Genomic DNA, 24251 nt, shown 5'->3' on the forward strand with positions numbered 1-24251 from the left:
CCTCCTCCGGGAGAACGGGAACGGGATCAGTTCGGGGCCGGGACCGGCTCTTCGGCCGCGACCGCGCCGCGCGGGCTCGCGCCGAGCGCACGGACGAGGACGCTGCCCAGCACGACCACCGCGAAGTTCAGCGCCAGCGCGGAGATCGCGATGTAGATCGGGCTGTCGAAGAAGAACGGCTTCGCGGTCGACCCGCCGAACGGGCCGCCGGTCGCGGATTTGACCTCGTAAGCGGCCCAGGTGCCGTAGGCGACCGACACCAGCAGTCCGGCGAGCAGCGCCCGCCGGTCGGCGAACCGCTTCGTGAACAGTCCGAAAAGGACGGTGGGAAGAGTCTGCAGGATCCAGATCCCGCCCAGCAGCTGGAAATTCAGCGCGAACTTCGCGTCGAGAGTCAGCACGAACACCAGCGCGCCGACCTTCACCAGCACCGACACGACCTTCGACACCAGCGTCTCCGATTTCGCGCTGACCGGCCGCGTGCGGAACTGGCGGTAAAGGTTGCGGCTCACCAGGTTGCCCGCGGCGATCGCCATGATCGCCGCCGGGACCAGCGCGCTCATCGCGATCGCGGCGTAGGCGATCCCGGTGAACCACGGCGGGAAGAGCGCTGACAGCAGCTGCGGGACCGCGTACTGCGGGTTGCCGTCGTGCGGCTTGACGCCCATCGCGAGCGCCATCATGCCCAGCAGCGCGACGAACCCGAGCAACACGGTGTAGACCGGCAGCACGGACATGTTGCGCCGCACGGTTTTCGCGCCCCGCGACGCGAACACGCCGGTGATCGCGTGCGGGTACAGGAAGAAGGCCATCCCGGACCCGAGCGCGAGAGTCAGGTAGACGCTCGGGTTCACCGCGATCGTGGGATCGGGGCCGGCCGGGGCCTTGCCCGCGAGCGCCTCGCCGCCCTTGCGGAAGATCTCGCCGAATCCGCCGAGCTTGATCGGGGCCCAGATCACCGCCGCGATGACCACGAGATAGGTGAGGCCGTCCTTGACGAAGGCGATCAGCGCGGGCGCGCGCAGCCCGGCGGAGTAGGTGTAGGTGGCGAGCACGCCGAAGGCGATCAGCAGCGGCAGGTCGCGGACGAACCACGAGCCCGAGCCGCCGAGCCCGAGCGCGCCGAACACGACCTCGAGCCCGACCAGCTGCAACGCCAGGTACGGCAGGGTCGCGAGCAGCCCGGTGATCGTGACGGCGAGCCCCAGCGCCTTGGACCCGAACCGGTCGTTGACGAAGTCGGTGAGGGTGACGTAGCCCTTCTTGTGCGCAAGCGAAACGAGCTTGGGCAGGAACAGGAAACCCAGCGCGTACAACACGATCGCGTTCGGCACGGCGTAGAAGCCGAAGGCGCCCATGCTGAAGATCGCGGCCGGGACGGCGATCAGGGTGTAGGCGCTGTACAGGTCGCCGCCGAGCAGGAACCACGTGACGAACGGCCCGAACGTGCGGCCGCCGAGCGCCCATTCGTCGAGCTGCTCGGCCTGTTTGGCGCGTCGCCAGCGGCTGGCGGCGAAGCCCATGACGGTGACGACGGCGATCAGGACGAGGAAAACGGTGAAGGTGACGGGGTTGAAGGTCATTCCTCGCCCTCCGCGTCTTTCTCGCCGGCGAACAGCAGCCGGTAGACGGCGCTCGTGCACAAGGCGGTGAGCACGGCCGCGGCCATCTGGAACCAGTAGAAGAACGGGATCCCGCCCAGTGCGGGGCCGGTCCGCTGGTAGAGCGGCACGGCGAGGCCCGCGGTGACCGGGGCGAGGATCAGGAAGGCGGAGAGGACAACGCGCAGCGGACGCCGTGAGGACGGCGCGACGGTATCGCCCATCTTGGACTCTCCTTTGAGCCGAGGCGGGTGGGCTGACGGCGCGCAGCTGGGGTGGGGACCTGACCGGTGCCGTCGGGGACAGACGCTAAGCGGCGCGAGTAACCCACGTCATGAGAGGAACAGAGAAGTTCCGCGGGTATTCGTCTCGGTTTTTACGAGAGGTCCGGCAGCCCGGCGGCGCCCGAGTCGTACAGCCGCAGCCCCAGCGACAACAGCAGCAGGTCGTCCACCTGCAGCGGGTCGCGCCGGGTGAGCGTGTGGATGCGCCGCAGCCGGTAGACCACGGTGTTCGGGTTGACCGACAGTTCCGCCGCGGCCTTGGTGAGGCTGAAGTTCGCGCCCACGTACGCGCGCAGCGTCGGCAGGAGCGGCGCGCCCTTGCGGGCGTCGTAGTCCAGCAGCGGCTGCACGGTCTCCTCCAGCAGGGCGTCGGTGTGCCCCGGCGCGCGCAGGAGCCGGTCGAGCAGCACGTCGCCGAACCGGACGGCCCGGGTCCGCCCGCCGGCCGGGCCGCCGAGGTCGGCGGCTTCGCGCGCCTCGCCGTAGGACCGGCGCACCCCCGGCAGGCCCTCAGCGACGCGGCCGACGCCGACTGCCCAGCCGCGTTCCGGGTCGGCGAGCCGGTCGCACGCGGGCTCGATCTCGCGGGCATCCTCGGCGGTGTCCAGGCAGCAGATGCCGACGACCTCGGACTCCCGCGCGCCCACCAGGAATTCCTTCGCCAGCGGTGCGAGCTGGTTGCGCACCGCGCGGATCGCCGACTGCACGCCGATGGTCGAGTCGACCCCGGCGGGCAACTGCACGACCGCGACCAGCACCGGCCCGCGCAGCGTCATCCGCAGCACCGCGCTCTGCCTGCGGGCCTGCTCGCTCACCGCCTCGCCGGTCAGGAGGGTTTCCAGGACGTCGGTGCGCAGTGCGGTGCGGTCGGCGGAGATCGTGGCGGATTCCCGCACGTACGCCGAGGTGACCGCGGTCGAGACCCGGTCGACGTGCACCATCGTCGCCTCGGCCAGCTCGATCGACAGCAGCCTGCCCGCCTTGCCCGCCCCGGCGAGCTCGTCCATGGCCTGCCACAGCCGGATGCCCCACAGCCGGAAGCTGCGCAGCAGGGACGGCAGGCTGACCCGCTGGTGCACCCGGCGCGCTGCACTGCGCCGGAGCCATTCGTGCGAGTCGCTGAGGCTCCGGTCGGCGTCGTCGGCGGCGAGGCTGCGCACGAGGAACTCGATGTTGAGGACGGCCGCCTCGGTGACGTCGCGCACGAGCACCGGTTCGGGCAGCTCGCCGTACTCGGGGATCTCGCGCCGGTACTCGGCCACCAGCTGCTCGGCCAGCTCGTGCCGGCGCGCGAAAACCTTGTCCAGCACTGCCTGCCGCCGCGAAGCGTCCGTCGCCATTCCGCACCGCCGTTCGCAGTTTTTCCGAGGTTCGCCGGCAAACTTATCGTTTCTTCTCATGACTCGCGCCGCCCGGCCCCTCTAGCGTCGCCTGCGTCATCCCCGGCGCGCAGACAGCCGCACCGGCGCGAATTCCCCGGATCCCCTTTGCCTCGGCGCACAACCCGCGGCCGGGACCGAGCGGCGCGCCGGTCCGTTCACGAAGGAGTGCACTGATGAACGACGAAGAACGCACGAGCGTCGCGACCCCGGGAGCGGAGCCGGTCCCGATCGGCCAGCTGCCGCCGCTGGGCGTGGTGCCGGCCCGGATGCACGCGCAGGTCGTGCGCCAGGACCGCTTCGGCGACCCCGCCGACGCGTTCCGTCCCGAACTGGTCGACACGCCGCGGCTCGGACCGGGCGAGGTGCTGATCGGCGTGATGGCCGCCGGGATCAACTACAACAACGTGTGGGCCGCGCGCGGTTATCCGGTCGACCAGATCGCGACCCGGCAGAAGCGCGGGGAGCCGGAGGACTTCCACATCGGCGGGTCGGACGCCTCGGGCATCGTCTACGCGGTCGGCGCCGGGGTGACCGGCGTCGAGATCGGCCAGCACGTCATCGTGCACCCCGGGGTGTGGGACGAGCAGGACCCGTGGATCGCGGCGGGCCGGGACCCGATGATCGCCCCCAGCGCGAAGATCTGGGGCTACGACACGAACTACGGCGCGTTCGGCCAGTTCGCCCGGGTGCAGGCGCACCAGGTGCTGCCGAAGGCCGAGCACCTGTCGTGGGAGGAGGCGGCGGCGCCGACGCTGGTCGGGACGACGGCGTACCGGATGCTCTACGGCTGGGCCGGAAACACCCTGCAGGACGGGGATCTCGTGCTCGTCTGGGGCGGTTCCGGCGGGCTCGGCACGCAGGCCTGCCAGATGGTGCGCGCCGCCGGCGGCCGCGCCGTGGCCGTCGTGTCCGATGACGAGCGCGGCGCGTTCGCGATGAAGCACGGCGCGATCGGCTATCTCAACCGCCGCGAGTTCGGCCATTGGGGCGTGCCGCCGCTGGTCGACGACGCCGCCGGCCAGAAGGAATGGACGAAGGGCGCGCGGGCGTTCGGAAAGAAGCTGTGGGAGATCGCCGGTTCCCGCGAGGACCCGGCGATCGTGTTCGAGCACCCCGGCGGGGCCACGATCCCGACCAGCATCTTCCTGTGCCGCCCCGGCGGGATGGTGGTGATCTGCGCGGGCACGACCGGCTTCGACGCGATGGTGGACCTGCGCTACCACTGGACGCGGCAGAAGCGGCTGCAAGGTTCGCACGGCACGAACGACGAGCAGGCCGTCGCGTACAACGACCTGGTCCGCGCGGGCACGATCGACCCGGTGCTCGGCCGGACGGTCCCGTTCACCGAAGTGCCGGCCGCGCACGCCGCGATGGGCCGCGGCGAGGACGTGTTCGGCAACGTCTCGGTGCTGATCGGCGCCGCCGCGCCGGGACAGGGCCGCGCCTGAACCCAGCGCCCGGGGGCGGCCCGCCCGCCCCCGGGCCCGCGCGCCGGGAGGACTCCGATGATCTCCGCCGACGACCTGGGCATCTTCCTCGAGGTAGCCCGCCGCGGCCGGCTCACCGAAGCGGCTAAACACCTCGGCCTCAACCACACGACGGTGGGCAGGCACATCGCACACCTCGAACGCACCGCGGAACAACGGCTGTTCCACCGCGAACCCGGCGGCTGGGTGCTCACGACGGCAGGCACGCGGCTGCTCGAACACGCCGAAGCGGTCGAAGCGGCGGTGCTCGCCGCGCGCGAGGACTGCCTGCAAACCGGCCATCACCTGACCGGAACAGTCCGCGTCACCGCCCCCGACGGCTTCGGCACCTTCCTGCTGATCCCCGGCCTGCACCGGCTGGCGCGCGAGTTTCCGTCGCTGTCGCTGGAATTCGTGATCGCGAACGTCCACGCGTCGCTCAGCACGCGGGAGTTCGACCTCGCGATCGCCATCGAACGCCCCAGCACCCGCGCCGTCGACGCGCGGCTGCTGGCGAACTACGAACTGCGCCTGTACGCCGCTCCGGCCTTGCTGGAAAACTACGCGCCGATCGCGTCCGCCGACGACCTCGCCGACGCGCCTTTCCTTTGGTACACCGAGGACGCGCTGTGCGCCCCCACGCTGGAAACGCTGTTCCGGGCCGTGCCCGCGGCCCGCCCGAAATACCGGGCCGACACCATCTCCGGCCAGATCTGCGCCGCCCGCCAGGGGCTGGGATTCGCCTTTCTGCCGTCGTGGATCGGCGACCGCACCGCCGGGCTGCGGCCGGTCGAGACGTTTCCGCATGCGGTGCCGCACAGCTATTGGCTGCTTGTTCCGCACGCGCTCGCCCGGCTGGCCCGCGTGCGCGCCATGGCGGCGGCCATCGACGGGCTGGTCCGGGAACGCGCCCTTCTCGACTGTCCATGATAAACCGGCGGCGGGTAACAGCTGCTCGCTCCTCCTCCCCCGCCAACGCGCCCTCCTCCACTGTCCTCAATAGACCGACGACCAACCCTGTGCGAATCTGCACAGCACTGCGGAAAACTGGTCGTTGATCGCCGCCGAACCCGCTGTTTTCCTGGTGTCACCGCACTTCCACCGACCACAGAACGGTGAGAACCATGGCGCAGGCAACGACGCGGCGCACCCCCTCGGCACGCATGGTCGCGCTCGGCAGTTTCATCGGAACCACCATCGAGTGGTACGACTTCTTCCTCTACGGCAGCGCCGCGGCGCTCGTATTCGGCCCGCTCTTCTACCCCGGCGCCGACCCTTCGCTCGGGCTGATCGCCGCGTTCGGCACCTACGCGGTCGGGTTCCTGGCCCGACCGCTCGGCGCGCTCGTGGGCGGGCACGTCGGCGACCGGATCGGGCGCAAGGCGATGCTCGTCGCCTCGCTGCTGATCATGGGCTGCGCCACCGCGCTGGTCGGGCTGCTTCCGACGTACGCCTCGATCGGCGTCGCCGCGCCGGTGCTGCTCGTGTTCCTGCGGCTCGCCCAGGGCTTCGGCGTCGGCGGCGAATGGGGTGGCGCGGCGCTGGTCTCGGTCGAAAGCGCGCCCTCCGGACGGCGCGGGTTCTACGGCAGCTTCACCCAGATCGGCGTCTCCGCGGGCATGCTCATGGCGGCCGGCGCGTTCACCCTCGGCCGGACGCTGCTCACCACCGAGCAGTTCCTCTCGTGGGGCTGGCGCGTCCCGTTCCTCGCCAGCGGCGCGCTCGTCGCGGTCGGCCTGCTGATCCGCGCGAAACTCGCCGAGCCCGAGTCGTTCGTCCGGATGAAACAGGAGAACCGGCTTCCTGAACGCCCGCTCGCCGAGTTGATGCGGACGCAGCGCCGTCCGGTCTGGCTCACCGCGGGCATGCGGCTGTCCCAGAACGCGCTCTACTACCTGTACACGACCTTCGGCATCGCCTACATCGCCCGCTCCGCCGACGACGAGGTCGGCCTCCGGGCGGTGCTGGTGGCGTCGGCGCTGAGCCTCGTCACCGTCCCGGCGTGGGCGTGGCTCTCCGACCGCTACGGCCGCCGCCCGCTGTACCTCTTCGGCACTGTCACGAGCGCGGTGTTCATCGCACCGTTCTTTCTCTTGGCGGACACCGGGAATCCGCTGTTGGTCACCGTCGGCATGGTCGTCGGGATCAACCTGTTCCACGACGCCATGTACGGGCCGCAGGCCGCGTTCTTCGCCGAGATGTTCCCGGCGGGCGTGCGCTACAGCGGCGCGTCGATGGGCTACCAGTTCGGCTCCGTGCTGTCCGGCGGCCTCGCCCCGCTGATCGCCAGCAGCCTGCTCGTCGCGAACAACGGCAGGCCGTGGCTCGTCGTCGGCTACTGCCTGGTGCTCAGCGTCATCACCGGCGTCTGCGCGTACCTCGCGCCCGAAACCTTCCGCACCAGCACGGAACACCCCGCTGTCGCTGCTGGACCCCGCGACCGCACGAGCGAAATGGGAGAACTCCGATGACTCAGACCGCCCCCGCCCCCAACGGAATCGACCGCGACGCACTCGCCGCCACCGTCGAGGCCGTCCGGCAGCAGCCCGAACTCGCCCAGGTCACCTTCGCCCTCAACGCGGACTGGCAGCACGGCTGCCACCAGCGCGCCACCACCGGCGACCTCCGCCAGGCCGGTGCCGTGGTGCCGGGCCGGACCGCCCGCTACGTCCTGGAATCCGACGAGCCCGCCGCGCTGCTCGGCACCGACCTCGCGGCCAGCCCCGCCGAGTACATCCTCCAGGCGCTGGCCGGGTGTTACTCGGTCACCTTCGCCGCCAACGCGACCGCCCGCGGTATCGAACTGTCCTCGCTGCGTCTCGAGCTGGAGGCGGACTTCGACCTCCAGGCGTTCCTCGGCCTCGACGACGACGCCCGGCCGGGCGCCCGCCAGATCCGCGTGACCGTACACGCCGCCTCGCCCACCGCGACCCGGGAGGAACTCGCCGAACTGACCGCCGCGGTACAGCGCCGGTCGCCGATCCGCGACACCCTCGCCGGCCCGGTGGAGGTCACCACGACGCTGGCGGAATCATGAGCGTCCCGCTCACCCTCGCCCATCTCGTCTGGCGGATGAAGCACGTCCACCCCGGATCCGAGGTCGTCGCCGACGGCACCCGGCTCCGGTTCGCCGAGCTCGCCGACGCGATCGCCCGGATGGCGGCGGGCCTGCACCGGCGGTACGGGATCCGCCAGGGCGACCGCGTCGCGGTGCTGTCGTTCAACACCCTCGAACACCTCCAGCTGATGTACGCGGTCCCGCTCCTCGGCGCGACACTCACCAGCCTGAACCTCCGGCTCGACAGCGCGGCGATGGTCGCACGGGCCGATGGCTCGCGGACCGATCTGCTGGTGGTCGGCCAGGAAGCGCTCGACCATCGCTCGGTCGGACCGGCGGTCCGGGCGGCGGCCGCCGAACTCGCCGGCCACGGGATCACGGTCGCCGCTGCAGCAGAACTCGCCGCGGATGTCGAAACCGAACTGCCGGACCTGCGCGAGGACGTCACCTCGTTCCGCTTCCACACCAGCGGGACGACCGGTCCGGCCAAGAGCTACGAGGTGACGCATCGGGACGTCGTACTGCACGCGCTCAGCCAGAGCGCGGCCGACGCCTCCGGGCTGCGGGCCGGGGACCGGGTGCTGCCGCTGGTGCCGTTCTGCCACGTCAACGGGTGGGGCCTGCCGTTCGTCGCCGCGCTCACCGGTGCCTCGCTGGTGCTCCCCGGCCACGACCTCGCACCGGCGCGAATCGCCGCGATGCTGAGTGCCGAACGAGTCACGGTGGCCGCGGCGGTGCCGGCCGTGTGGTTCGACGTCTGCCGCCATCTCGCCGAACTGGGCACCGCGCCGCCGGCCGCGCTGCGCGAAGTCCTCACCGGCGGCAGCGCGGTCCCGCGTTCGGTCGTCGACCTGGTCCGGGACGTCCTCGGCGCCGGAGTCGCGACTGCCTGGGGCATGACCGAGACGCTCGCGGTCAGCACCTACGAACGCACCGACCCGAGCGTCCGCGCCGGAAGGTTCGTCCCGCTGCTGGAGGCACGGATCGACGGGAATTCCGGGTCGCCCGGCGAACAAGGGACGCTCCAGGTGCGCGGACCGTTCGTCGTCGGCGACCGGGACGGCTGGTTCGACACCGGCGATGTCGCGTCGCTCGACGAAGAAGGGCGGCTGGCGGTGCACGACCGCGCCAAGGACCTCATCAAGTCCGGCGGCGAATGGATCGTGTCCGCGCAGCTCGAACAACACCTCTGCACCCACCCTTCGGTGTCCGCCGCGGCCGTCGTGGCGCGCGCCGATCCCAAGTGGACGGAGCGGCCGGTGGCCGTGCTGGTGCCCCGGCAAGGCCGCCTGGTCGACGAAACCGAGCTGCGAGCCCATGTCGCCGAACGATTCCCGGCGTTCTGGGTGCCCGACGCGTTCACCTGCGTCGAGCGCCTGCCGCTGACTCCCGTGGGCAAAGTGGACAAACGCGCCCTGCGCGCCCGCCACGCCGACGGACCTGTCCTCTCCCCCGACACCCCTGGAGGCACCCGATGACAAGCTTCATCCGAACCGAACGTCGCGGCGAAACCGCCTGGATCTCCATTGACCGGCCGAAAAAGCTCAACGCCTTGTCCGTCGAGCTCATGCAGGAACTGACCGCGGCGCTGGACGAGGCCGAACAGGACGGCACGGTCAAGGTCGTCGTCCTGCGCGGCGGCGAGCGGGCGTTCAGCGTCGGCTACGACATCTCGCAGGAGGTCGAAGCGGGGATCTCGACGGCGGAGCAATGGCACGCCGGCCTGGAGAACAACATCGGGCTGACCATGAAGGTGTGGGGGCTCGGAAAGCCGGTCGTCGGCGCGGTGTCGGGCTGGTGCCTCGCCGGCGGCTGCGAGCTCGCGATGGCGTGCGACCTGCTCGTCGCCGCCGAGGACGCGCACTTCGGCGAACCCGAGATCCGCTTCGGGTCCGGTCCGGTGACCTTGCTGATGCCGTTCCTGCTCGGCCAGAAGGCGACCAACGAACTGCTGTACACCGGCGATGTGGTGGACGCTCGGCGCGCGCTCGAACTCGGCATGGTGAACCGCGTCGTGCCCGCCGCCGAGCTGGAGTCCACTGTGGACAAGCTCGCGCGGAAGATCGCCCTGACCCCGCTGTCCATTTTGCGCTACACCAAACGCGCGCTGACCCGAGCGTACGAGGCGATGGGACTGCGCGACGCCGTCGCCGCGAACCACGACATCGCGGCAGTGCTGAACTCAGCCTCGACGCCCGAGCGGGCGGAGTTCACCGAACTCGTCGCGACCCGCGGCCTCGGCGCGGCCCTCGCGTGGCGGGACCGCCGGTACGCCGACTTCGACTGATCCTGCCGGGTGCCCGTCCAGCACGGGCACCCGGCAACATCATCGCCCTCGCCTGGCGCCTGACAACACGGCGACCACCGTCGCGCGGGTCGGCAGCTCGTCGGGTCGTCCCGAATTCGAGGGACCATCGGCGTTCACGGAACCGGCCTGCGGCTTTGACGCACCCACCGCTCGCCCAACACCTCAGCGACCCCGCGCCGCAGACTCGCCGGAGCCACCCGCGTCGAACGGCCCAACCGCAGCAGAGCCTGCGGAAACCCAGCGAGCCGATAGTCCTCGCACAGCGCTGACCGGACCCCCGGCACCCGCAGCGGCTGGGTCAGAACCGCGCCAGCGAGGCCGAGGGTCACCCCTTCGAGCCAGCAGCGCTCCAGTGCGTAACCGGCCCGGATGTGGTCGATGCGCGCGTCGCCGGGCGACGTGAAAAGCAGCACCGTTTCGGCCTCGAGCCGTTCCCGCAGCAGGAACAGCTCCGGGGCGACGGGCGGCAGCGCGGCAAACCACGTTCCCGCCGCATCGCCCCGGAGCGCCCGGGCGGCGTGGCCGAAGAACCTCGCGAGCCGCTCCACCCCGTCGAGCCGGATCGCCTCCGCCCCGGTCGTCGCCGCGGCCGCCGCGACTCGGGCGGTCTGCTCCGCCCTGACCGGCAGCCCGGTGAACGCCCCGCGGTGACTCCGCCGCACCATGATCGCGCCGTACCGCCGAAGTTCCTGGTCCGTCGGCGGCAATGGCTCCGCCGCCTCGACCCGCGCGACGATGTCGGTCTGCTCCGGGTCCGGCAGCACGGTGATTTCCGCGCGCCTGCCGAGCACCCGGACCGCCAGCTCCAAGTTCGCGAGCGCCGTCCCGCAGGACATCGCCTGATCGCGCCGGGGCAGCGTGACGTCGACGCGCTCACGCAGCAGCACCGCACCGTCGATCAGCTCGACTCGCCAGGGCTGCGTGTCGTGCGCCGAGGGGAAACGCAAGACAGAACGGCCCAGCACCTCCGCCTCGGCGAGCGTCCACTCCCCGGTCGCTGTCTTTTCCATGGCGGCCACTCCTGTCATGGCGAACGACCCGAGCCAACCCCGGCTGCCGCTCTTCGCGCACCGGCCGCAAGCCACCGAGCGCAGGGACCAACGTCACCGGTTGCTTCCGGCGGCGCCTGGCCAGGTGACCTTCGGCCCTAGTCCGCCATTCGCCCGGCGCGCAGCCTGAAGCGGACCGCCGTTCGACGCGGCGGCGGAAACGAGCACCGATGACCGTCCAGCCCTTGACCACCGACCACGAATACCGTCTGATCTGCGGACTGACCGCCTATCTCGACGCGGTGAGCGCCGCGGCGGGCGTCGGCCCGGAATCCTGCACCATCGATCTCGATTCGCCGATGTCGGCCTATCTCGCGCTCGACGGTCACCTCTCCGTCCATCCCGGACGCGACACCGCGCTGCTGTGGGACGAACGGCACGGCTGGTCGTTCGCCATCGAAACCCATTCCGGCGAGGACCTGATCCTCGTGGCTTGCCTCGGCGGGGAGCTAGTCCCCTCTCCGGCCCGAGTCCGGGAATTCGTCCGCGCGGTCCGCGCCCGGACTCAGCACACGCCGCCGCCCGCGCCGCCAGACCTCAGCCAAGGGCGGGCCGACTTGATCGCCCTTCTTCTCGGCTACCGGCAGGAAAACCCGGCCCGCTAACGCGCGTGGCGCGGAGCGGCGTTCTCGCTGAAGTTCCCTTGCCAGCTGGCCCGCGCACCGGAATCGCCGATGCGGTACATGTCGTAGACGGCCGCACCGGCCGCCAAGACCGCGACCACCGCGACGGCTGCCGTGACTTTCGTCGACGCGGGTGCGAGATAAGTCCGGCGACCCGCGACGGGCGAATCGTCGGTATCCGCCGACAAACGGGTGTTTTCCCGCTCCCGCCACCACACCACAAGCGCGAGCACAGCGACCGGGATCGCGACCCAGAGCGCCGTGTCGCCCAGTTCGGTGTGGTCGCGCAGCAACGGTGTCTGCGCAACCCGGCGTTCGAGCCATTCCCCGGCGTTCGTGGTGATCGGGACCAGAATCACCACGACCACGGCCAGCACGGCGTTCGGACCGGCGAGCTTGCCGCGTGCTTTCGGCCAGACGCTGCTCAGCACCAGCAGCAGTGCGCTCAACGGCAGCAGCACGACGATCGCGTGCACGAGCAGGATGTGGGCCGGCAGGCCGTTGACGGTCGTCATGGCGTCCTTAACGTGGTGCGGGTTCGAGAGTGCGCGCTGAACACCCAGCGGCACGACGGTGAGGCTAAGCCAAGAATCCCGGCTTGTCCCCGCGTGGGCGAGGCGGTCACAGTGCGGGCCGGGCAAGCGGCTACAAGCTGCCGCACATCGGACAGCGCCCCAGCGACCGATACCCCCGGGGGCATAGCCAATGCCCCCGGGGGTATGGTGAGGACCGAGGAAAGGAGCCGCCATGGAGCTGGGTTTGTCCCGTACCTACCGAGACGCGGGTTTCGACGACGTGATGACCAAGACGCGAACCGCGCTCGCGGACGCCGGTTTCGGCGTGCTGACCGAGATCGACGTGCAGGCGACGATGCGCGAGAAGCTGGACGAGCGGATGGAGCGCTACACCATCCTCGGCGCGTGCAATCCCCCGCTCGCCCACCGCGCGCTGACCGCGACCCGCGAGATCGGATTGCTGTTGCCCTGCAACGTGGTGGTCCGCGAGAACGGGGCCGAGGGCACGGTCGTCGAGGCGATCAACCCCGCTGTCATGGCCGAGGTCGCGCCGGAGGCAGGCGTCGCCGAAGTCGCCGCGGAGGCTGCCGCGCGGCTCGAATCCGCACTCGACGCGCTCGATCGGGAGCTGACATGACCGACGTGGTGCTCTACGGCGACCCGGTCTGCCCGTTCGCCTGGCTCGCCTACCGCTGGCTCGCCGACACGGGCGCGGAATTCTCCGTGCGGCCGATGAGCCTCGCCGTGCTCAACGAGGGCAACACCGTCGAGGAAGGCCACCGTCAGCGGGTCGAGGACTCGCTGCACGCGGGCCGGGTCCGCGCCGCGATCGCGGACCCGGCCGCCGCCGCCCGGTTCCACGTCGCGCTCGGCCGCCGGATTCACGAGCAGCGGCAGCCGCTGGACAGCGCGCTGCTTCGCGCGGCCTTGCGCGACGCGGAATTGCCGGAAGACCTTGCCCAGCAAGCGAATTCCACCGACGCGGACCCGTCCGTCCGCCGTGCGCACCAGGAGAGCCAGGACGCGCTCGGCGAAACCGGCGGAAGCCCGATCACCGCGATCGACGGCCGGGCGTTCTTCGGCCCGGTGCTCACCGAACTGCCCGCACCGGCCGAGGGGCGCAGCTTGCTCGACGCCCTGCGCGCGACCGCCGCGGTCCCGGCGTTCGCCGAATTCCGCCGTCCGCGCACCGGCACCCCGACGATCCCGGAAGGATGACCATGTGCCGTCCCGTCGCGTGCCGCACCTGCGGCAAAACCACGTGGGCCGGATGCGGCCAGCACGTCGACCAGGTCAAGGCGACCGTCCTGGCCGGACAGTGGTGCCCGGGACATCCCGCCGAACCGCGTCCGCGCCGGTCGTGGCCGTGGCGCAAGAACCGTTCCTGACCACTCGTGACTTCCACCGGCCAACCAGGGAGAGAGCAGCCATGATCGGCGACCAGGACACCGTCACCCAGGTCCGCAACCGGCTCCGCCGCGCGCAGGGCCAGCTCGCCGGGGTCATCGCGATGATCGACGAGGGCCGCGACTGCAAGGACGTGGTCACTCAGCTCGCCGCGGTCTCCCGCGCGCTCGACCGCGCCGGGTTCAAGATCATCGCGAGCGGCCTGCGCGACTGCGTCTCCGCCGACAGCGAAGGCAACCAGGCCGCCATGACCGAGGAACAGCTGGAGAAGCTCTTCCTCACGCTCGCCTGATCCGGATCGCCGAGATCAGGAAGAAAATCCCGCCCAGCACCGCGTATCCGGCCACGGTCGCCAGCGACGGGTTCGGCGCGCCCGCGCTCAGAATGAAGTTCGCCCCGGCCAGCACCGAGATGCCGCCGCTGAGGATCATCGGCCACTGGCCGCCCATCCTCCGCCTGCCGACGGCGACGATCAGCTGGACAAGACCGGCCACCACCGCCCAGGCGCCCCAGACCCGCAGCACCGCCGGGACACCGGACGCGCTGGCGATCGCGAGGCCGATCCCCGCCAGCAGGCTGATCGCGAGGTTCACGTACAACCCGGCGGCACGGGACGAGCGCGCGTCCACGACCGCGGCGGCGACGTCGAACAGCGGATACGCGACGACCAGGACCACCCCGATCGGGCCGACAGCCGTCTTGGACGTGAGGAACAGCAGCACGGCCCAGACGACGGCGAAGGCGAACCGCACGAAGTACAGGCGACGCAACGCCGGAGCGGTTCCGGCGGGCGAGTCGACGATGGTCACGATGATCCTTCCGAGAGCCCAGAGAGATAGAACGTTCGTTCTCTCTGAAGCTTGTCGGCAACCGAGTGGCGGCGTCAACGCCCACCGGTCTTTCAGAAGTGTTACGGGCAATGCCAGGAACTCAAGGCGCAGCAGGTGCATTTCGAGGCGTGTTTGCCCAGTTCGGCGGGGTGGCCGGGCGGGATCTGGGATCAGCGGTCCGTGAAGGGCTCCTTGAGGGAATCTGATTCCCTCAAGGAGCCCTTCACGGACCTCAAGCATCAGTCGGATGATCGTTGATCGGGCAGTTCGGTGCCGTTGGCGTCTCGTGTGGACGGTCAGCGCGCGGAACCAGCACCGCTCAAGTTCCTGGCATTGAGTGTTACGGGCGCTCCGCGGCGCCGAGGCGATGTCGCAGGATGCCGTCGACGCCCTGGAGGAATGTGTCGCCGACCTCGGCCGAGTCCGTCAGGCAGCCCGAGGCCATCGCACCGTCGCGCAGCATCACGAAATGCCGTGCCGCGGGCTCTGGCGCGGACGTGCCGATCTCCGCGAGCAGGTCCGTGACTGTGCGGAGGAACCACTCTCGGTGCGCCAGGACAGCCTGGTGCACGGCATGTGCAGGGTCCGGATACTCCGCCGCGGCGTTGAGGAACGCGCAGCCCCGGAAGTGCGCCGACTGGATGCTCTCGGCGATCCACTCGGCGACGGCGCGCAGGGCGTCGGCCGCGGGCGGATTTCCCGCGAGGATCTTGCCGATCCCCTCGCGCTCCATCTCGGACACGCCCTGGAGATACGCGACGACGAGGTCTTCTTTGCCCGGGAAATGCCGGTACAGCGTGGCCCGGGTGACCTTCGCCTCCGCCACGATCCGGTCGACGCCCACCGAGTGGAGGCCCTCGGCGTAAAAGATCCGGGTGGCCGTCGCGAGCAGCCTCGACCTCGCCTCGGACACCCGGATCTTCTGCACCACAAACCCACGCTAGCAGAGAGAACGGTCTGTCTTATCAGGTCAGATGGTCGCCGATCTGGGCGAACACCGCCTCCAGAGGCGGCACCGGAACCGACGGCGACATCACGTGCGATCCGTAGTGGGCGATCACCAGTTCCCGTCCCGGACTGACCTGCAGCCGCTGCCCGTGGATGCCGCGCGCGCCGAACGTGCCGTGGCCGTCGCCGGGGACCCACCAGAAATTGTGGTACCCGATCGGCCGCGCGGCACCGGTCGGCAGAGCGCGCTGAGCGGGTCCCGGCGGCACGTTGGTCAGGTCGGCGACGATGCGTTCCGGCACGAGCTGCTGGTCACCGACCGTCCCGCCGCGGCGCAGCATCTCCCCTACCCGGGCCAGATCGCGCAAGGTGGCGCTGTAGCGGCCGCACGCGATCTCCGTCCCGGTGGAGTCCAGGCAGTACGCGCCGTCCTCGTCCGCACCCAGCCGGGCCCAGACCCGCTCGCTCCAGAGATCGGCGAGGCTGACCCCGGTGACGCGGCGAAGGGCTTCGGCGACGGCCTCGGTGTTCCCGTTGTCGTAGCGAAATACGGTTCCGGGCGGTGCGACGGCCCGTGCGGTGGCCAGATGTTCCTTGACGCTCGTCGGTCCGGTGAACCCGGCCGGACGAGGCACGATGCCGACCGCGGCGAAATACCGTTGCGCTTCAAGGGGTTTGCAGAACGGCCGACCGCCGTAGTCCATGACGGTGCCCATGTGCAGCAGGTGGTGGATCGTGGCGTCGCCGAATGCCGTGCCGCCGAGTTCGGGCGCGTAGTGGGACAACGGTTGATCGGCGTCAAGTGCGCCTTCGTCGATCAGCAGCGCGGCGAGCAGTCCGGTCCACGACTTCGCCACCGACGCGGACAGGTGCACGTCGTGGGGCCGCATGCCGTGGAAGTACCGCTCGTAGACGATCTTTCCCCGGTGCGCCACCAGGATCGCGTCGGTCTCCGCGGCGGCGAGGAATTCGGTCAGCTTGACGGCCGGGTCACCGGTCCTCGGGGTGACGAGCAGGTTGTCCAGGTCGTCGTGGTCCTCGGGCAGGTCCCAGCGCGGGCCCGCGCCGCGCCACACCCGCCGGGTCGGGCCGGTTTCCCTGGCGCGGGTCATGCCGAGGCGGACGAACGCCGGGTCGACGTAACCGCGGCTCCAGTACGCGTTGTCCACTGTGTACGGGTTGGTCACGGTTTCTCCTTGGCTGCGGCGAGTGCCGCGATGCGCCGGGCGTCGCGTTCCGGACGGACGAAGAACAGGGCGGCCAGCCCGCCCGCCATCATCAGGACTCCGGGAATGGAGAAGGCGGTCGCGAATCCGGCCGCCGGCCCGTCCGCGGCCTCGACCAGCCTGCCGGTGACGTAGGGCGCGAGAAGTCCGGCGATGGTGACCAGCGCGACGCTGACCGACAGCACCGCGCCGCGCTGGGCGGGCGGGCTGATTTCGCTGTTGACCGTCTGGCCGTTGGCGAAGGTGACGCCGTGGAAGCTGAACGCGACCGCGATGAGCACGATCCGCAGCGCGGGCTGCGTGACCGTCGGCAGCAGCACCATCGCCAAGCCCGCCAGGATCAGCACGCACCCGCCGAGAATGCCGCGGGCGATCCGGCTGGGCACGCCGAGATGCAGCAGCCACTGGGTGATCGCGCCGTGCGCGAAGGTCAGGATCAGCCCGGCCAGCCACGGAATCGTCGCGATCGCCGCCGCCTCGCCGGTGCTGTAGCCCAGCGCGGTTTCCAGGTAGGTGGGCAGCCAGGCGACCATCAGCGTGGAAGTCCAGTACGCGCCGAACGCTCCGGTGAACCCGCCGAGCCACGTCCCGGAGAGCAGGATCCGCCGGTACGGGACGCGGGCGGCCGGGACCGGGGCCGCACCGGCCGGGGCGCGGTCGACCGGGCCGTCGCGGCCGATCACCAGCCACAGCACGCACCACACGCAGCCGACCAGGAACATCGCCAGGAACGCGGCCCGCCAGCCGAAGTGCACGATCACCACGGTGAGCAGCGGGGTCGCGATCGCCCCGCCCAGCGCGCCGCCGCCGACGATCAGCGCGCTCGGGATGTTGCGTTTGGCGTTGGGGAACCAGCTGTGCGCGGCGTGCAGCGCCATCGGCTGCGCCGGTCCTTCGGCGGCGCCGAGCGCGATCCGGCTCACCAGCAACAGCCCGATCCCGCTCGCGGCGACAACCGAAACCTGCGTCACGGCCCAGACCAGCGCGAGCACCAGCAGGATCCACCGGGTCGAAATCCGGCTCGACGCGAGGCCGACCGCCAGCGCGCACACGCTGAACAGGAAGAAGAACGAACTCGACAGCAACCCGTACTGCGACGGGCTCAGCCCGAACTCGTGCATGATCGGGCGCGCGGCCAGCCCGAGGACGGTCTTGTCGCCGTAGTTGATCAGCATGAACAGCAGCAGCATGCCCACCACCGACCAGCGGCGCAGCCAAGTGCTCCCCGCGGCCCCGTCCGCCGGCGCGGCCGGACGCGGCCGGGTCCCGGCGGGCTTCACCGCTGCGTCCCGGACGGCTGGAGCAGGGCTTTGGCGATGCCGTTCTTCTGGATCTCCGACGATCCGGTCAGCACGCGGAACATCCGCAGCCGCCGGAACAGCCACTCCACCTCGGCCCCGCGCACGAGCCCGGCCTTGCCGTGGATCTGCACCGCCTCGTCCGCGATGCGGAAGGCGTTCTCCGCCACGAACAGTTTGCACATGAACGCCTCCGTGCTCGGCTTGCTCCCGGAGTCCAATTCGGACAGTGCGTCGTACGTCATCGCGCGGGCCGCGTAGTACGCGGTGGCCATGTCGGCGATCTTGTGCTGGATCGACTGCAGCGCCGCCAGCGGGCCGCCGAACACCTGGCGGGTGCGGGCGAATTCGATGGTGAGTTCCAGCGCGCGACGGGCGTGGCCGAGGACCGTCGGGCAGTGCAGCAGCCGGTTCGTGGTGACCCGGCCGAGCCCGATGCGCAGCCCGTCGCCGACGCGGCCGAGCAGCTGCTGCGGGCCGACGTAGCAGTTGTCGAGGATGATGTCGGACTCGACATGCTGGCCGGACATCGGAACCTCGCCGTCGGCGACCGTGCAGCCCGGCGAATCCAGGTCGACCAGGAAGGCCGAGTAGCTCTCGTCCTCCCCCGCCATCCGGGCGACCAGCACGGAGAAGTCCGCGATCGGGCCCGCCGAGGAGAACACCTTGTGGCCGCTGATCCGCCAGCCGTCGCCGTCCGGGGTCGCCGTGGTGCGCATGGCCCGCACGTCCGACCCGGCATTGGTTTCGGTGAGCGAGAAACAGCACGCGCGTTCCCCGCGGACCACCGGCAGCAGATACCGCTCGCGCTGTTCCTCGGTGGCCGTCGTGAAGATCGCGCCGGCGCGCAGCGGGCCGCCGAAGTCGCCGAGGACGCAGTGGTAGAGGATCCGGCCGGACGCGCCGACCTCCTCCTTGAGCGCAGCGAGTTCGGTGTAGCTCAGGTCGAGGCCGCCGTACTCGCTGGGCAGGTGGACGCCGTAGAAACCCAGTTCGCGACAGCGTTTCCACACCGGTTCGATCATGGCCCGGGTCAGCGGGGTCTCCGGGGTCAGCCCGAGCGTGGCCTCGTAGTCGGCGAGTTCGCCCGCCAGGTATTCGCGCAGCCGGCCGACGAGTTCCGCGAGCCGCGGGTTGTCGTCGTAGGCCGGGGTGAGGGTGAAGGACATGCGGGGCCTCCTCAGTGGACTTTCCGGGCTTCGCCCGCCCAATACCGGTCCCGCACCGCGCGCCGGTCGATCTTGCCGTTGCGGTTCACCGGGAGTTCGTCGGCGAAATCCACCGAGCGGGGTTTTTTGATGCGTGCCAACCGTTCCGCGCAGAACTCGATCAGTTCCTCGGCGGTCGCGTCGGAACGGCGGACGACAACCGCCTTCACCGCTTCGCCCCACTTCTCGTCGGGCACGCCCACCACGCACGCCTCGGAAACCGCAGGATGTTCGTAGAGCACGGATTCCACTTCGGTGCAGAAGATGTTGTAGCCGCCGGAAATGATCATGTCCTTCTTGCGGTCCACAATGAACAGATATCCGTCGGCACGCAGGTAGCCGATATCGCCGGTGTAGACCCAGCCGTCGCGGAACGTCTCCGCGGACAGATCCGGTTCGTGCCAGTACTCGGTCACGCAGTCCGGCCCGCGCACCACCACCTCGCCGAGCTCCCCGGCGGGTACCGGACGGCCCTCGTCGTCGACCACCCGGACCTCGGAGTCGAACAACGGCCGCCCGGCCGAGGACAGCAGCTCCGGGTCCTCCTCGATCCCCCGCACCACGTCGGCGCAGGTCAGCACCGTGACGCCGCTGGTGGTCTCGCCCTGGCCGTACCCCTGCATCACCACCGGGCCGAACGCCGCGACCGCGTCGCGCAACCGCTGCGGCGACACCGGCGCGCCGCCCACCCGCAGGCAGCGAAGCGAGGACAGGTCGAAGTCGCCCAGGCCGGGATGCGACAGCACCATGTTCAGCATCACCGGCACCAGGAACGTCGACGTGATCCGCTCCTTCTCGACCGCTTCCAGAAACTCCACCGCACCGAACCGCGGCAGCACCACCGCGGTCGCCCCGCGGGAAAAGGCCGCCAGCAAACCCATTCCGGTGGCGTGCGTGATCGGACCGGCCGCGAGATACCGCTCCGCCGCGGACGGCGCGCCTTCCGGGCTCATCAGCCGCTTGCGCATGTTCGCCAGCCGGTTCCCGTTCGTCTGCACCGCGGCCTTGAGCTTCCCGGTGGACCCGGAAGTGAAGTGCAGAACCGACGGGTCGTCCGCGCTCACCTCGACCGCGACCGGCTCCGGCGACCCCGCCGCCAGCACGTCGGCATAGGAGCGGGCATCCGGCGTGCGGCCGTCGTAGTCGATCAGCGCGCACGACGTCCCGACCGCCGCCTTCTGTGCCGCTTCGGCGTGCTCGGCGTCGACCAGCAGCACCCGCACGTCCGCGTCCGCCAGGATGTGCTCGACCTCGCCCGCGGACAGCCGCGCGCTGATCGGCACGCGCAGGAAACCGCCCTTGTAGCAAGCGATCTCGGTCTCGACCAGCTCCGCGCTGTTGCCGGAGAAGGTGGCGACCGCCTGCCCGGGCTCGACGCCGGACGCGAGCAGCGCGGACGCCAGCCGGTTGGTCCGCTCCTCCAGTTCGCGGTAGGACCACCGCCGCTCCCCGCACACCAGCGCCTGCTGATCGGGCCAGAACGTGCTGGCACGGGTGACATAGCTGCCCAGGTTCACGCCGACTCCCTGTTTTCCGTCAGATTGACCAATGCTGAACACTGTGTCTATTAACAGTCGCGGTGTCAACAGTTCGCTACACTCGGGCCGGCAACGACCGAAGGGGGCCCCTTGCCGACGACTGACCGACGGACCCGCCGCACCCGCGGGCTGCTCCGCGACGCGCTGGTGTCGCTGGTGCTCGAACGCGGATACGCCAACGTGACGGTGGAGGACATCACCGAACGGGCCGACCTGGGCCGCGCGACGTTCTACAGCCACTACCCCGACAAGGACGCCCTGCTGCGCCACGTCGTCACCGAACTCCAGGAGGAACTGGACGAACGGCTGCGCCCGCTGGTCCCGGCGTCCTCAGTGGGCTTCACCGGCAAACCGGCGCTGGAACTGTTCCGCCACGCCCGCGAGAACCGGGACCTGTACCTGCTCATCCTGCGCGGCGAGGGCGACGGCCGGGCGCTCCGGCAGTTCACCGACGCGCGCATCGACGCGGTGTGCTCGGTGTTCAAGTCCCGGGCCGACCACCACGATGTCAAGCCGCGCATCGACCTCGGCGTGCTGGCCAGGGCATGGGTCGGGGAACAGCTCGCCGTTCTGCGCTGGTGGCTGGAAACGGACCCGGCGCCGATGTCAGCGGAAGAGGCCACCGGGATGCTGCAGAACCTCTCGCTGCGCGGGCGTTACTGGGCGAACGGTTTCGAGGGAGACCCGCCGGATCCCGCGCCTACCGGGGCGGATTCGCCGCAGCGCTAAGGCTTTCAGCACCGCGCCGCGGTCGAGTACAGGTTCCGGTCGACGACGGGAAACTCGTCTCGACAGCACGAAACCCCAGGTCGCCGGTTCCGAAGACCTGGGGTTCGGCCACACCGCACGAGGAGCGAGGTCTGGCCCGGACCGCATCCGATCGCGTGATCAGAGCTTGTCGGTGAAGAACGGCACGACCGTCTTCAATGCTTCGCCAGCCCCGTTCGGGCGGTCGTACAGGTCGTAGTGCGAGGCGCCGTCAAGTTCGAGCAGAGTCTTGTCGGCGGACGCGGCCCGCTTGTAGATCTCGTGGCCGTCGCGGTACGCGCCGAACGCGCCCTGCTTGTTCTTGTCGCCGATCACGATCAGCAGGGGCTGGTCGAGCAGTTCCTCGGCCAGCTGGAACGCGTCCCAGCCCAGGGCGGCCGTGCCGTGTGCCGCTTCGAACAGGACGCAGCCGTGGTCTGCCTGGCCTCGGTCGGTGCGGTAATACTCGAACGCCTCGATGATGTCGATGTCGCCGGTCGCCTGCGCGGCCTCGGCCGTCTCGGGCAGGAAGCCGGCGACTGCGCTCTCTTCGCCGCGTGCCTCCGCGGTGCGCTGCTGGCCGATCGTCGCGAGCGACTTGAGGACGCCGCCGTTCTGGCTCGCCATCTCTCGCTGCAGGCGGCCGAAGTTGGCGCCCGTGACGGACACTACCGCCTTGAAGCGTTTCTCGGTCTTCGCTGCGGCGAGGGTGTAGCCGCCGCCTCCGCAGATGCCGAGCACGCCGATGCGGTCGACGTCGACGTACGGAAGGGTCGCCAGGTAGTCGACGACGCGGCTGAAGTCCTGGACACGCTGGGCGGGGTCCTCGAGGAACCGCGGTTCGCCGCCGCTCGCGCCCTGGAAGCTGGCGTCGAACGCGATGACCACGTTTCCGGCCTCCGCGAGGGCGGGGGCGTAGACGTTGCCGGAGGTCTGCTCCTTGCAGCTGCCGATCGGGTGGGCCACGACGATCGCGGGATAGGTCTCGGACTCGTCGAAGTCCGGCGGGAAGTGCAGGTCCGCGGCGATGTCCCAGTACATGTCGCGGTTGCGGAACTTGACGTGCTCGACGGTGGCCACGAAGCCTCCTCTGTCCGGCCCGGGGCGTTTCCCCGGTCTGACTTCCACACTCGCCCTCGGCACGGAGACGTACCAGTTCGGGTTCTTTCCTAGGAAGGATCTCTCCCAGGATCCATACGCGACCTGGCCTCGGCGGCAACCGGGGCACGCTTTTCCGCACCGGCGCACACCTCGCGAAAAACTACCTGGCACAGCGCCTTCCACTGAATCGCGCCGGGCCGGTTGACACGCACGCTCGCGGCACAGAGAGTAGGACTCTGCATTTTATATTTTACTTCTGACTGACACTCGGCCCCTCAAGGAAGAGCTATGGACCAGCCTCAGCAGACCGCCGGCGTCGAGCCGCCCCGCACCGTCGCGGCGTCCAAGAAGGACATGCGCCGCATCGCGATCGCCAGCAGCACCGGCACGGTGATCGAGTATTACGACTTCCTGATCTACGGGACCGCCTCCGCGCTGGTGTTCCCGCACGTGTTCTTCCCCGCTCTCGGACCCGCCGCGGGCACCGTGGCCGCGTTCGCCACCCAGGGCGTGGCTTTTCTCGGACGGCCGCTCGGCGCGATCCTGTTCGGACACTTCGGCGACCGGGTCGGCCGCAAGAAGACGTTGATCACCACGCTGTTCCTGATGGGGCTTTCGACCGTCCTCATCGGACTCATGCCGACCGCGGGCCAGATCGGCGTTGCCGCTCCCCTGCTGGTCTTGCTGTTGCGCGTCCTGCAAGGGCTCGCGGTCGGCGGCGAATGGGCGGGGGCGACGCTCCTGGCCGCGGAAAGCGCGCCCAAGGCCAAGCGCGGCTTCTACTCGATGTTCGGCTCGCTCGGCGGCGCGGTGGCGGTCGTGCTGGCCAACCTGACGTTCCTCATCGCCGGGCTCACCATGAGCAACGAGGACTTCATCAGCTACGGCTGGCGCATCCCGTTCGTGGCCAGCGTCGTGCTGATCGCCGTCGGCCTCGTCGTGCGGTTGAAGATCGAAGAGTCGCCCGTGTTCCGCCGCGAAGCCAGCCGGTCCGGCACCTCGTCCGCACCGCTCGCGGAAGCGTTCGGCAACCAGCCGCGCCAGATGCTGTTCGGGTCCGGGGTGCTGGTCATGGTCTTCGCTTTCTTCTACCTCAGCGGCAGTTTCCTCGCCTCCTACGGCACCGCCCACCTGCATCTCGCCAAGACCACCGTGCTTTCGATCGGCGTGCTCGCCGGCGTCGTGTGGTGCATCTCGATGATCCTCGGCGCGGTGCTCTCCGACCGGTTCGGCCGGCGGCGGGTCATCCTCGTCTCCACCTTCGTCTCGGTGGCGTGGGCACTCGCCCTGTTCCCGGTGCTGGACATCGGCACCGCCTTCTCCTACGGCGCCGGGGTCTGCCTGACGCTGGTCTTCGCCGGGCTCGTGTTCGGCCCGGTCAGCGCGTTCATGCCGGAACTGTTCATCACCCGCTACCGGTACACGGCGGCCGGATTCTGCTACAACGTCGCGGGCATCCTCGGCGGCGCGGTTCCGCCGCTGGTGGCCGCCCCGATCATCGGCGTCGCCGGATCCCTTGCGCTGGGCGGATTCCTCGCGGTGCTGGCCTTGATCAGCGCGGTGTGCACCCTCGGGCTCAAGGAAACCCGGCACTACGAAATGGACCGGGGCGAACTCGTCGCCGGATGAGTCGCTCAATACGGAGAAGTGCGGGGCTCCCGG

General features: G+C 70.1%; 25 protein-coding genes. 13 read left to right on the forward strand and 12 right to left on the reverse strand.

Annotation, left to right across the window (positions count from 1 at the left end; translation table 11 throughout):
* Positions 1 to 26: 26 nt before the first annotated feature.
* The 3 genes from mctP to EIZ45_RS15090 form a co-directional block, all read right to left on the reverse strand.
* Entirely contained in the window at positions 27 to 1583 is a 1557-nt protein-coding gene (mctP, locus tag EIZ45_RS15080; protein WP_134662866.1) for a monocarboxylate uptake permease MctP, read from the reverse strand.
* On the reverse strand, positions 1580 to 1825 hold the full coding sequence (locus EIZ45_RS15085; RefSeq protein WP_037806376.1) for a DUF3311 domain-containing protein: 246 nt from the start codon (positions 1823 to 1825) through the stop codon (positions 1580 to 1582). Before EIZ45_RS15085 ends, mctP begins: the two co-directional genes overlap by 4 nt.
* A gap of 152 nt (positions 1826 to 1977) precedes the next feature.
* Positions 1978 to 3225 carry a CdaR family transcriptional regulator gene (locus tag EIZ45_RS15090; RefSeq protein WP_134662867.1) on the reverse strand — a complete coding sequence of 416 codons (1248 nt, stop codon included), beginning with the start codon at positions 3223 to 3225 and terminating at the stop codon, positions 1978 to 1980.
* Between the two features lie 215 nt (positions 3226 to 3440).
* Here EIZ45_RS15090 and ccrA point away from each other — a divergent pair, with 215 nt between their 5' ends.
* The 6 genes from ccrA (at position 3441) to EIZ45_RS15120 (ending at position 10078) form a co-directional block, all read left to right on the forward strand.
* On the forward strand, positions 3441 to 4715 hold the full coding sequence (gene ccrA / locus EIZ45_RS15095; protein WP_134662868.1) for a crotonyl-CoA carboxylase/reductase: 1275 nt from the start codon (positions 3441 to 3443) through the stop codon (positions 4713 to 4715).
* Positions 4716 to 4772: 57 nt separating this feature from the next.
* Positions 4773 to 5663: a LysR family transcriptional regulator gene (locus tag EIZ45_RS15100; RefSeq protein WP_134662869.1), complete on the forward strand. Its 891-nt coding sequence runs from the start codon at positions 4773 to 4775 to the stop codon at positions 5661 to 5663.
* 194 nt (positions 5664 to 5857) lie between these two features.
* Entirely contained in the window at positions 5858 to 7204 is a 1347-nt protein-coding gene (locus EIZ45_RS15105; RefSeq protein ID WP_199817159.1) for an MFS transporter, read from the forward strand.
* Positions 7201 to 7770, forward strand: a complete 570-nt coding sequence (locus tag EIZ45_RS15110) for an OsmC family protein (RefSeq protein WP_134662870.1) — start codon at positions 7201 to 7203, stop codon at positions 7768 to 7770. The genes EIZ45_RS15105 and EIZ45_RS15110 overlap by 4 nt, the downstream gene beginning before the upstream one ends.
* Positions 7767 to 9269, forward strand: coding sequence for an AMP-binding protein (locus tag EIZ45_RS15115; RefSeq protein ID WP_134662871.1), 1503 nt, complete (start codon positions 7767 to 7769; stop codon positions 9267 to 9269). The genes EIZ45_RS15110 and EIZ45_RS15115 overlap by 4 nt, the downstream gene beginning before the upstream one ends.
* Positions 9266 to 10078, forward strand: a complete 813-nt coding sequence (locus EIZ45_RS15120) for an enoyl-CoA hydratase/isomerase family protein (RefSeq protein ID WP_134662872.1) — start codon at positions 9266 to 9268, stop codon at positions 10076 to 10078. Before EIZ45_RS15115 ends, EIZ45_RS15120 begins: the two co-directional genes overlap by 4 nt.
* Positions 10079 to 10212: 134 nt before the next feature.
* On the opposite strand, the gene EIZ45_RS15125 is transcribed toward EIZ45_RS15120, so the two are convergent.
* Positions 10213 to 11109 (reverse strand): nitroreductase, encoded by an 897-nt coding sequence (locus EIZ45_RS15125; RefSeq protein WP_134662873.1) that lies wholly within the window; start codon positions 11107 to 11109, stop codon positions 10213 to 10215.
* A 209-nt stretch (positions 11110 to 11318) separates the two neighbouring features.
* Here EIZ45_RS15125 and EIZ45_RS15130 point away from each other — a divergent pair, with 209 nt between their 5' ends.
* Positions 11319 to 11753 carry a DUF6292 family protein gene (locus EIZ45_RS15130; protein ID WP_134662874.1) on the forward strand — a complete coding sequence of 145 codons (435 nt, stop codon included), beginning with the start codon at positions 11319 to 11321 and terminating at the stop codon, positions 11751 to 11753.
* Here EIZ45_RS15130 and EIZ45_RS15135 read toward each other — a convergent pair.
* Positions 11750 to 12286 (reverse strand): DUF2231 domain-containing protein, encoded by a 537-nt coding sequence (locus EIZ45_RS15135; RefSeq protein ID WP_134662976.1) that lies wholly within the window; start codon positions 12284 to 12286, stop codon positions 11750 to 11752. The two genes, EIZ45_RS15130 and EIZ45_RS15135, sit on opposite strands and share 4 nt — an antisense overlap.
* Before the next feature lie 232 nt (positions 12287 to 12518).
* On the opposite strand from EIZ45_RS15135, the gene EIZ45_RS15140 reads away from it, so the two are divergent.
* The 4 genes from EIZ45_RS15140 to EIZ45_RS15150 are packed head-to-tail and all read left to right on the forward strand — an operon-like array spanning position 12519 to position 13985.
* Positions 12519 to 12923: a DUF302 domain-containing protein gene (locus EIZ45_RS15140; RefSeq protein ID WP_134662875.1), complete on the forward strand. Its 405-nt coding sequence runs from the start codon at positions 12519 to 12521 to the stop codon at positions 12921 to 12923.
* Entirely contained in the window at positions 12920 to 13504 is a 585-nt protein-coding gene (locus EIZ45_RS15145; protein ID WP_134662876.1) for a disulfide bond formation protein DsbA, read from the forward strand. Before EIZ45_RS15140 ends, EIZ45_RS15145 begins: the two co-directional genes overlap by 4 nt.
* A gap of 2 nt (positions 13505 to 13506) precedes the next feature.
* Complete coding sequence (locus EIZ45_RS46120) at positions 13507 to 13674, forward strand: hypothetical protein (protein WP_167756452.1); 168 nt, start codon at positions 13507 to 13509, stop codon at positions 13672 to 13674.
* A gap of 41 nt (positions 13675 to 13715) precedes the next feature.
* Positions 13716 to 13985, forward strand: coding sequence for a metal-sensitive transcriptional regulator (locus EIZ45_RS15150; protein ID WP_037806392.1), 270 nt, complete (start codon positions 13716 to 13718; stop codon positions 13983 to 13985).
* On the opposite strand, the gene EIZ45_RS15155 is transcribed toward EIZ45_RS15150, so the two are convergent.
* From EIZ45_RS15155 to EIZ45_RS15180, 6 genes are all read right to left on the reverse strand, one after another.
* Positions 13972 to 14502 (reverse strand): hypothetical protein, encoded by a 531-nt coding sequence (locus EIZ45_RS15155; RefSeq protein WP_134662877.1) that lies wholly within the window; start codon positions 14500 to 14502, stop codon positions 13972 to 13974. The genes EIZ45_RS15150 and EIZ45_RS15155 overlap by 14 nt on opposite strands.
* A 361-nt stretch (positions 14503 to 14863) precedes the next feature.
* The gene (locus tag EIZ45_RS15160; protein ID WP_037806781.1) at positions 14864 to 15436 is read right to left on the reverse strand and encodes a TetR/AcrR family transcriptional regulator; all 573 of its coding nucleotides are present in this window, start codon (positions 15434 to 15436) and stop codon (positions 14864 to 14866) included.
* Between the two features lie 52 nt (positions 15437 to 15488).
* Positions 15489 to 16658: a serine hydrolase gene (locus EIZ45_RS15165; RefSeq protein WP_134662878.1), complete on the reverse strand. Its 1170-nt coding sequence runs from the start codon at positions 16656 to 16658 to the stop codon at positions 15489 to 15491.
* On the reverse strand, positions 16655 to 17977 hold the full coding sequence (locus EIZ45_RS15170) for an MFS transporter (RefSeq protein ID WP_037806397.1): 1323 nt from the start codon (positions 17975 to 17977) through the stop codon (positions 16655 to 16657). Before EIZ45_RS15170 ends, EIZ45_RS15165 begins: the two co-directional genes overlap by 4 nt.
* Positions 17974 to 19164, reverse strand: a complete 1191-nt coding sequence (locus EIZ45_RS15175; protein WP_134662879.1) for an acyl-CoA dehydrogenase family protein — start codon at positions 19162 to 19164, stop codon at positions 17974 to 17976. Before EIZ45_RS15175 ends, EIZ45_RS15170 begins: the two co-directional genes overlap by 4 nt.
* Before the next feature lie 11 nt (positions 19165 to 19175).
* Positions 19176 to 20720, reverse strand: a complete 1545-nt coding sequence (locus EIZ45_RS15180; protein WP_134662880.1) for a long-chain fatty acid--CoA ligase — start codon at positions 20718 to 20720, stop codon at positions 19176 to 19178.
* Between the two features lie 111 nt (positions 20721 to 20831).
* Here EIZ45_RS15180 and EIZ45_RS15185 point away from each other — a divergent pair, with 111 nt between their 5' ends.
* Positions 20832 to 21470 carry a TetR/AcrR family transcriptional regulator gene (locus EIZ45_RS15185; RefSeq protein ID WP_134662881.1) on the forward strand — a complete coding sequence of 213 codons (639 nt, stop codon included), beginning with the start codon at positions 20832 to 20834 and terminating at the stop codon, positions 21468 to 21470.
* A gap of 159 nt (positions 21471 to 21629) precedes the next feature.
* Here EIZ45_RS15185 and EIZ45_RS15190 read toward each other — a convergent pair whose 3' ends face one another.
* Positions 21630 to 22568, reverse strand: a complete 939-nt coding sequence (locus tag EIZ45_RS15190) for an alpha/beta hydrolase (RefSeq protein WP_205669899.1) — start codon at positions 22566 to 22568, stop codon at positions 21630 to 21632.
* Between the two features lie 309 nt (positions 22569 to 22877).
* Here EIZ45_RS15190 and EIZ45_RS15195 point away from each other — a divergent pair, with 309 nt between their 5' ends.
* Positions 22878 to 24218, forward strand: coding sequence for an MFS transporter (locus EIZ45_RS15195; protein ID WP_134662882.1), 1341 nt, complete (start codon positions 22878 to 22880; stop codon positions 24216 to 24218).
* Positions 24219 to 24251: the final 33 nt, after the last annotated feature.

Origin of the sequence: Amycolatopsis sp. CFH S0740 (assembly GCF_004522315.1) — a bacterium.
Classification (GTDB): Bacteria; Actinomycetota; Actinomycetes; order Mycobacteriales; family Pseudonocardiaceae; genus Amycolatopsis; species Amycolatopsis nivea.

Bases quoted from the DNA above. Each gene is read 5' to 3' on its own strand.
- mctP (WP_134662866.1), bottom strand. From the start codon at position 1,583: ATGACCTTCAACCCCGTCACCTTCACCGTTTTCCTCGTCCTGATCGCC.
- EIZ45_RS15085 (WP_037806376.1), bottom strand. From the start codon at position 1,825: ATGGGCGATACCGTCGCGCCGTCCTCACGGCGTCCGCTGCGCGTTGTC.
- EIZ45_RS15090 (WP_134662867.1), bottom strand. From the start codon at position 3,225: ATGGCGACGGACGCTTCGCGGCGGCAGGCAGTGCTGGACAAGGTTTTC.
- ccrA (WP_134662868.1), top strand. From the start codon at position 3,441: ATGAACGACGAAGAACGCACGAGCGTCGCGACCCCGGGAGCGGAGCCG.
- EIZ45_RS15100 (WP_134662869.1), top strand. From the start codon at position 4,773: ATGATCTCCGCCGACGACCTGGGCATCTTCCTCGAGGTAGCCCGCCGC.
- EIZ45_RS15105 (WP_199817159.1), top strand. From the start codon at position 5,858: ATGGCGCAGGCAACGACGCGGCGCACCCCCTCGGCACGCATGGTCGCG.
- EIZ45_RS15110 (WP_134662870.1), top strand. From the start codon at position 7,201: ATGACTCAGACCGCCCCCGCCCCCAACGGAATCGACCGCGACGCACTC.
- EIZ45_RS15115 (WP_134662871.1), top strand. From the start codon at position 7,767: ATGAGCGTCCCGCTCACCCTCGCCCATCTCGTCTGGCGGATGAAGCAC.
- EIZ45_RS15120 (WP_134662872.1), top strand. From the start codon at position 9,266: ATGACAAGCTTCATCCGAACCGAACGTCGCGGCGAAACCGCCTGGATC.
- EIZ45_RS15125 (WP_134662873.1), bottom strand. From the start codon at position 11,109: ATGGAAAAGACAGCGACCGGGGAGTGGACGCTCGCCGAGGCGGAGGTG.
- EIZ45_RS15130 (WP_134662874.1), top strand. From the start codon at position 11,319: ATGACCGTCCAGCCCTTGACCACCGACCACGAATACCGTCTGATCTGC.
- EIZ45_RS15135 (WP_134662976.1), bottom strand. From the start codon at position 12,286: ATGACGACCGTCAACGGCCTGCCGGCCCACATCCTGCTCGTGCACGCG.
- EIZ45_RS15140 (WP_134662875.1), top strand. From the start codon at position 12,519: ATGGAGCTGGGTTTGTCCCGTACCTACCGAGACGCGGGTTTCGACGAC.
- EIZ45_RS15145 (WP_134662876.1), top strand. From the start codon at position 12,920: ATGACCGACGTGGTGCTCTACGGCGACCCGGTCTGCCCGTTCGCCTGG.
- EIZ45_RS46120 (WP_167756452.1), top strand. From the start codon at position 13,507: ATGTGCCGTCCCGTCGCGTGCCGCACCTGCGGCAAAACCACGTGGGCC.
- EIZ45_RS15150 (WP_037806392.1), top strand. From the start codon at position 13,716: ATGATCGGCGACCAGGACACCGTCACCCAGGTCCGCAACCGGCTCCGC.
- EIZ45_RS15175 (WP_134662879.1), bottom strand. From the start codon at position 19,164: ATGTCCTTCACCCTCACCCCGGCCTACGACGACAACCCGCGGCTCGCG.
- EIZ45_RS15195 (WP_134662882.1), top strand. From the start codon at position 22,878: ATGGACCAGCCTCAGCAGACCGCCGGCGTCGAGCCGCCCCGCACCGTC.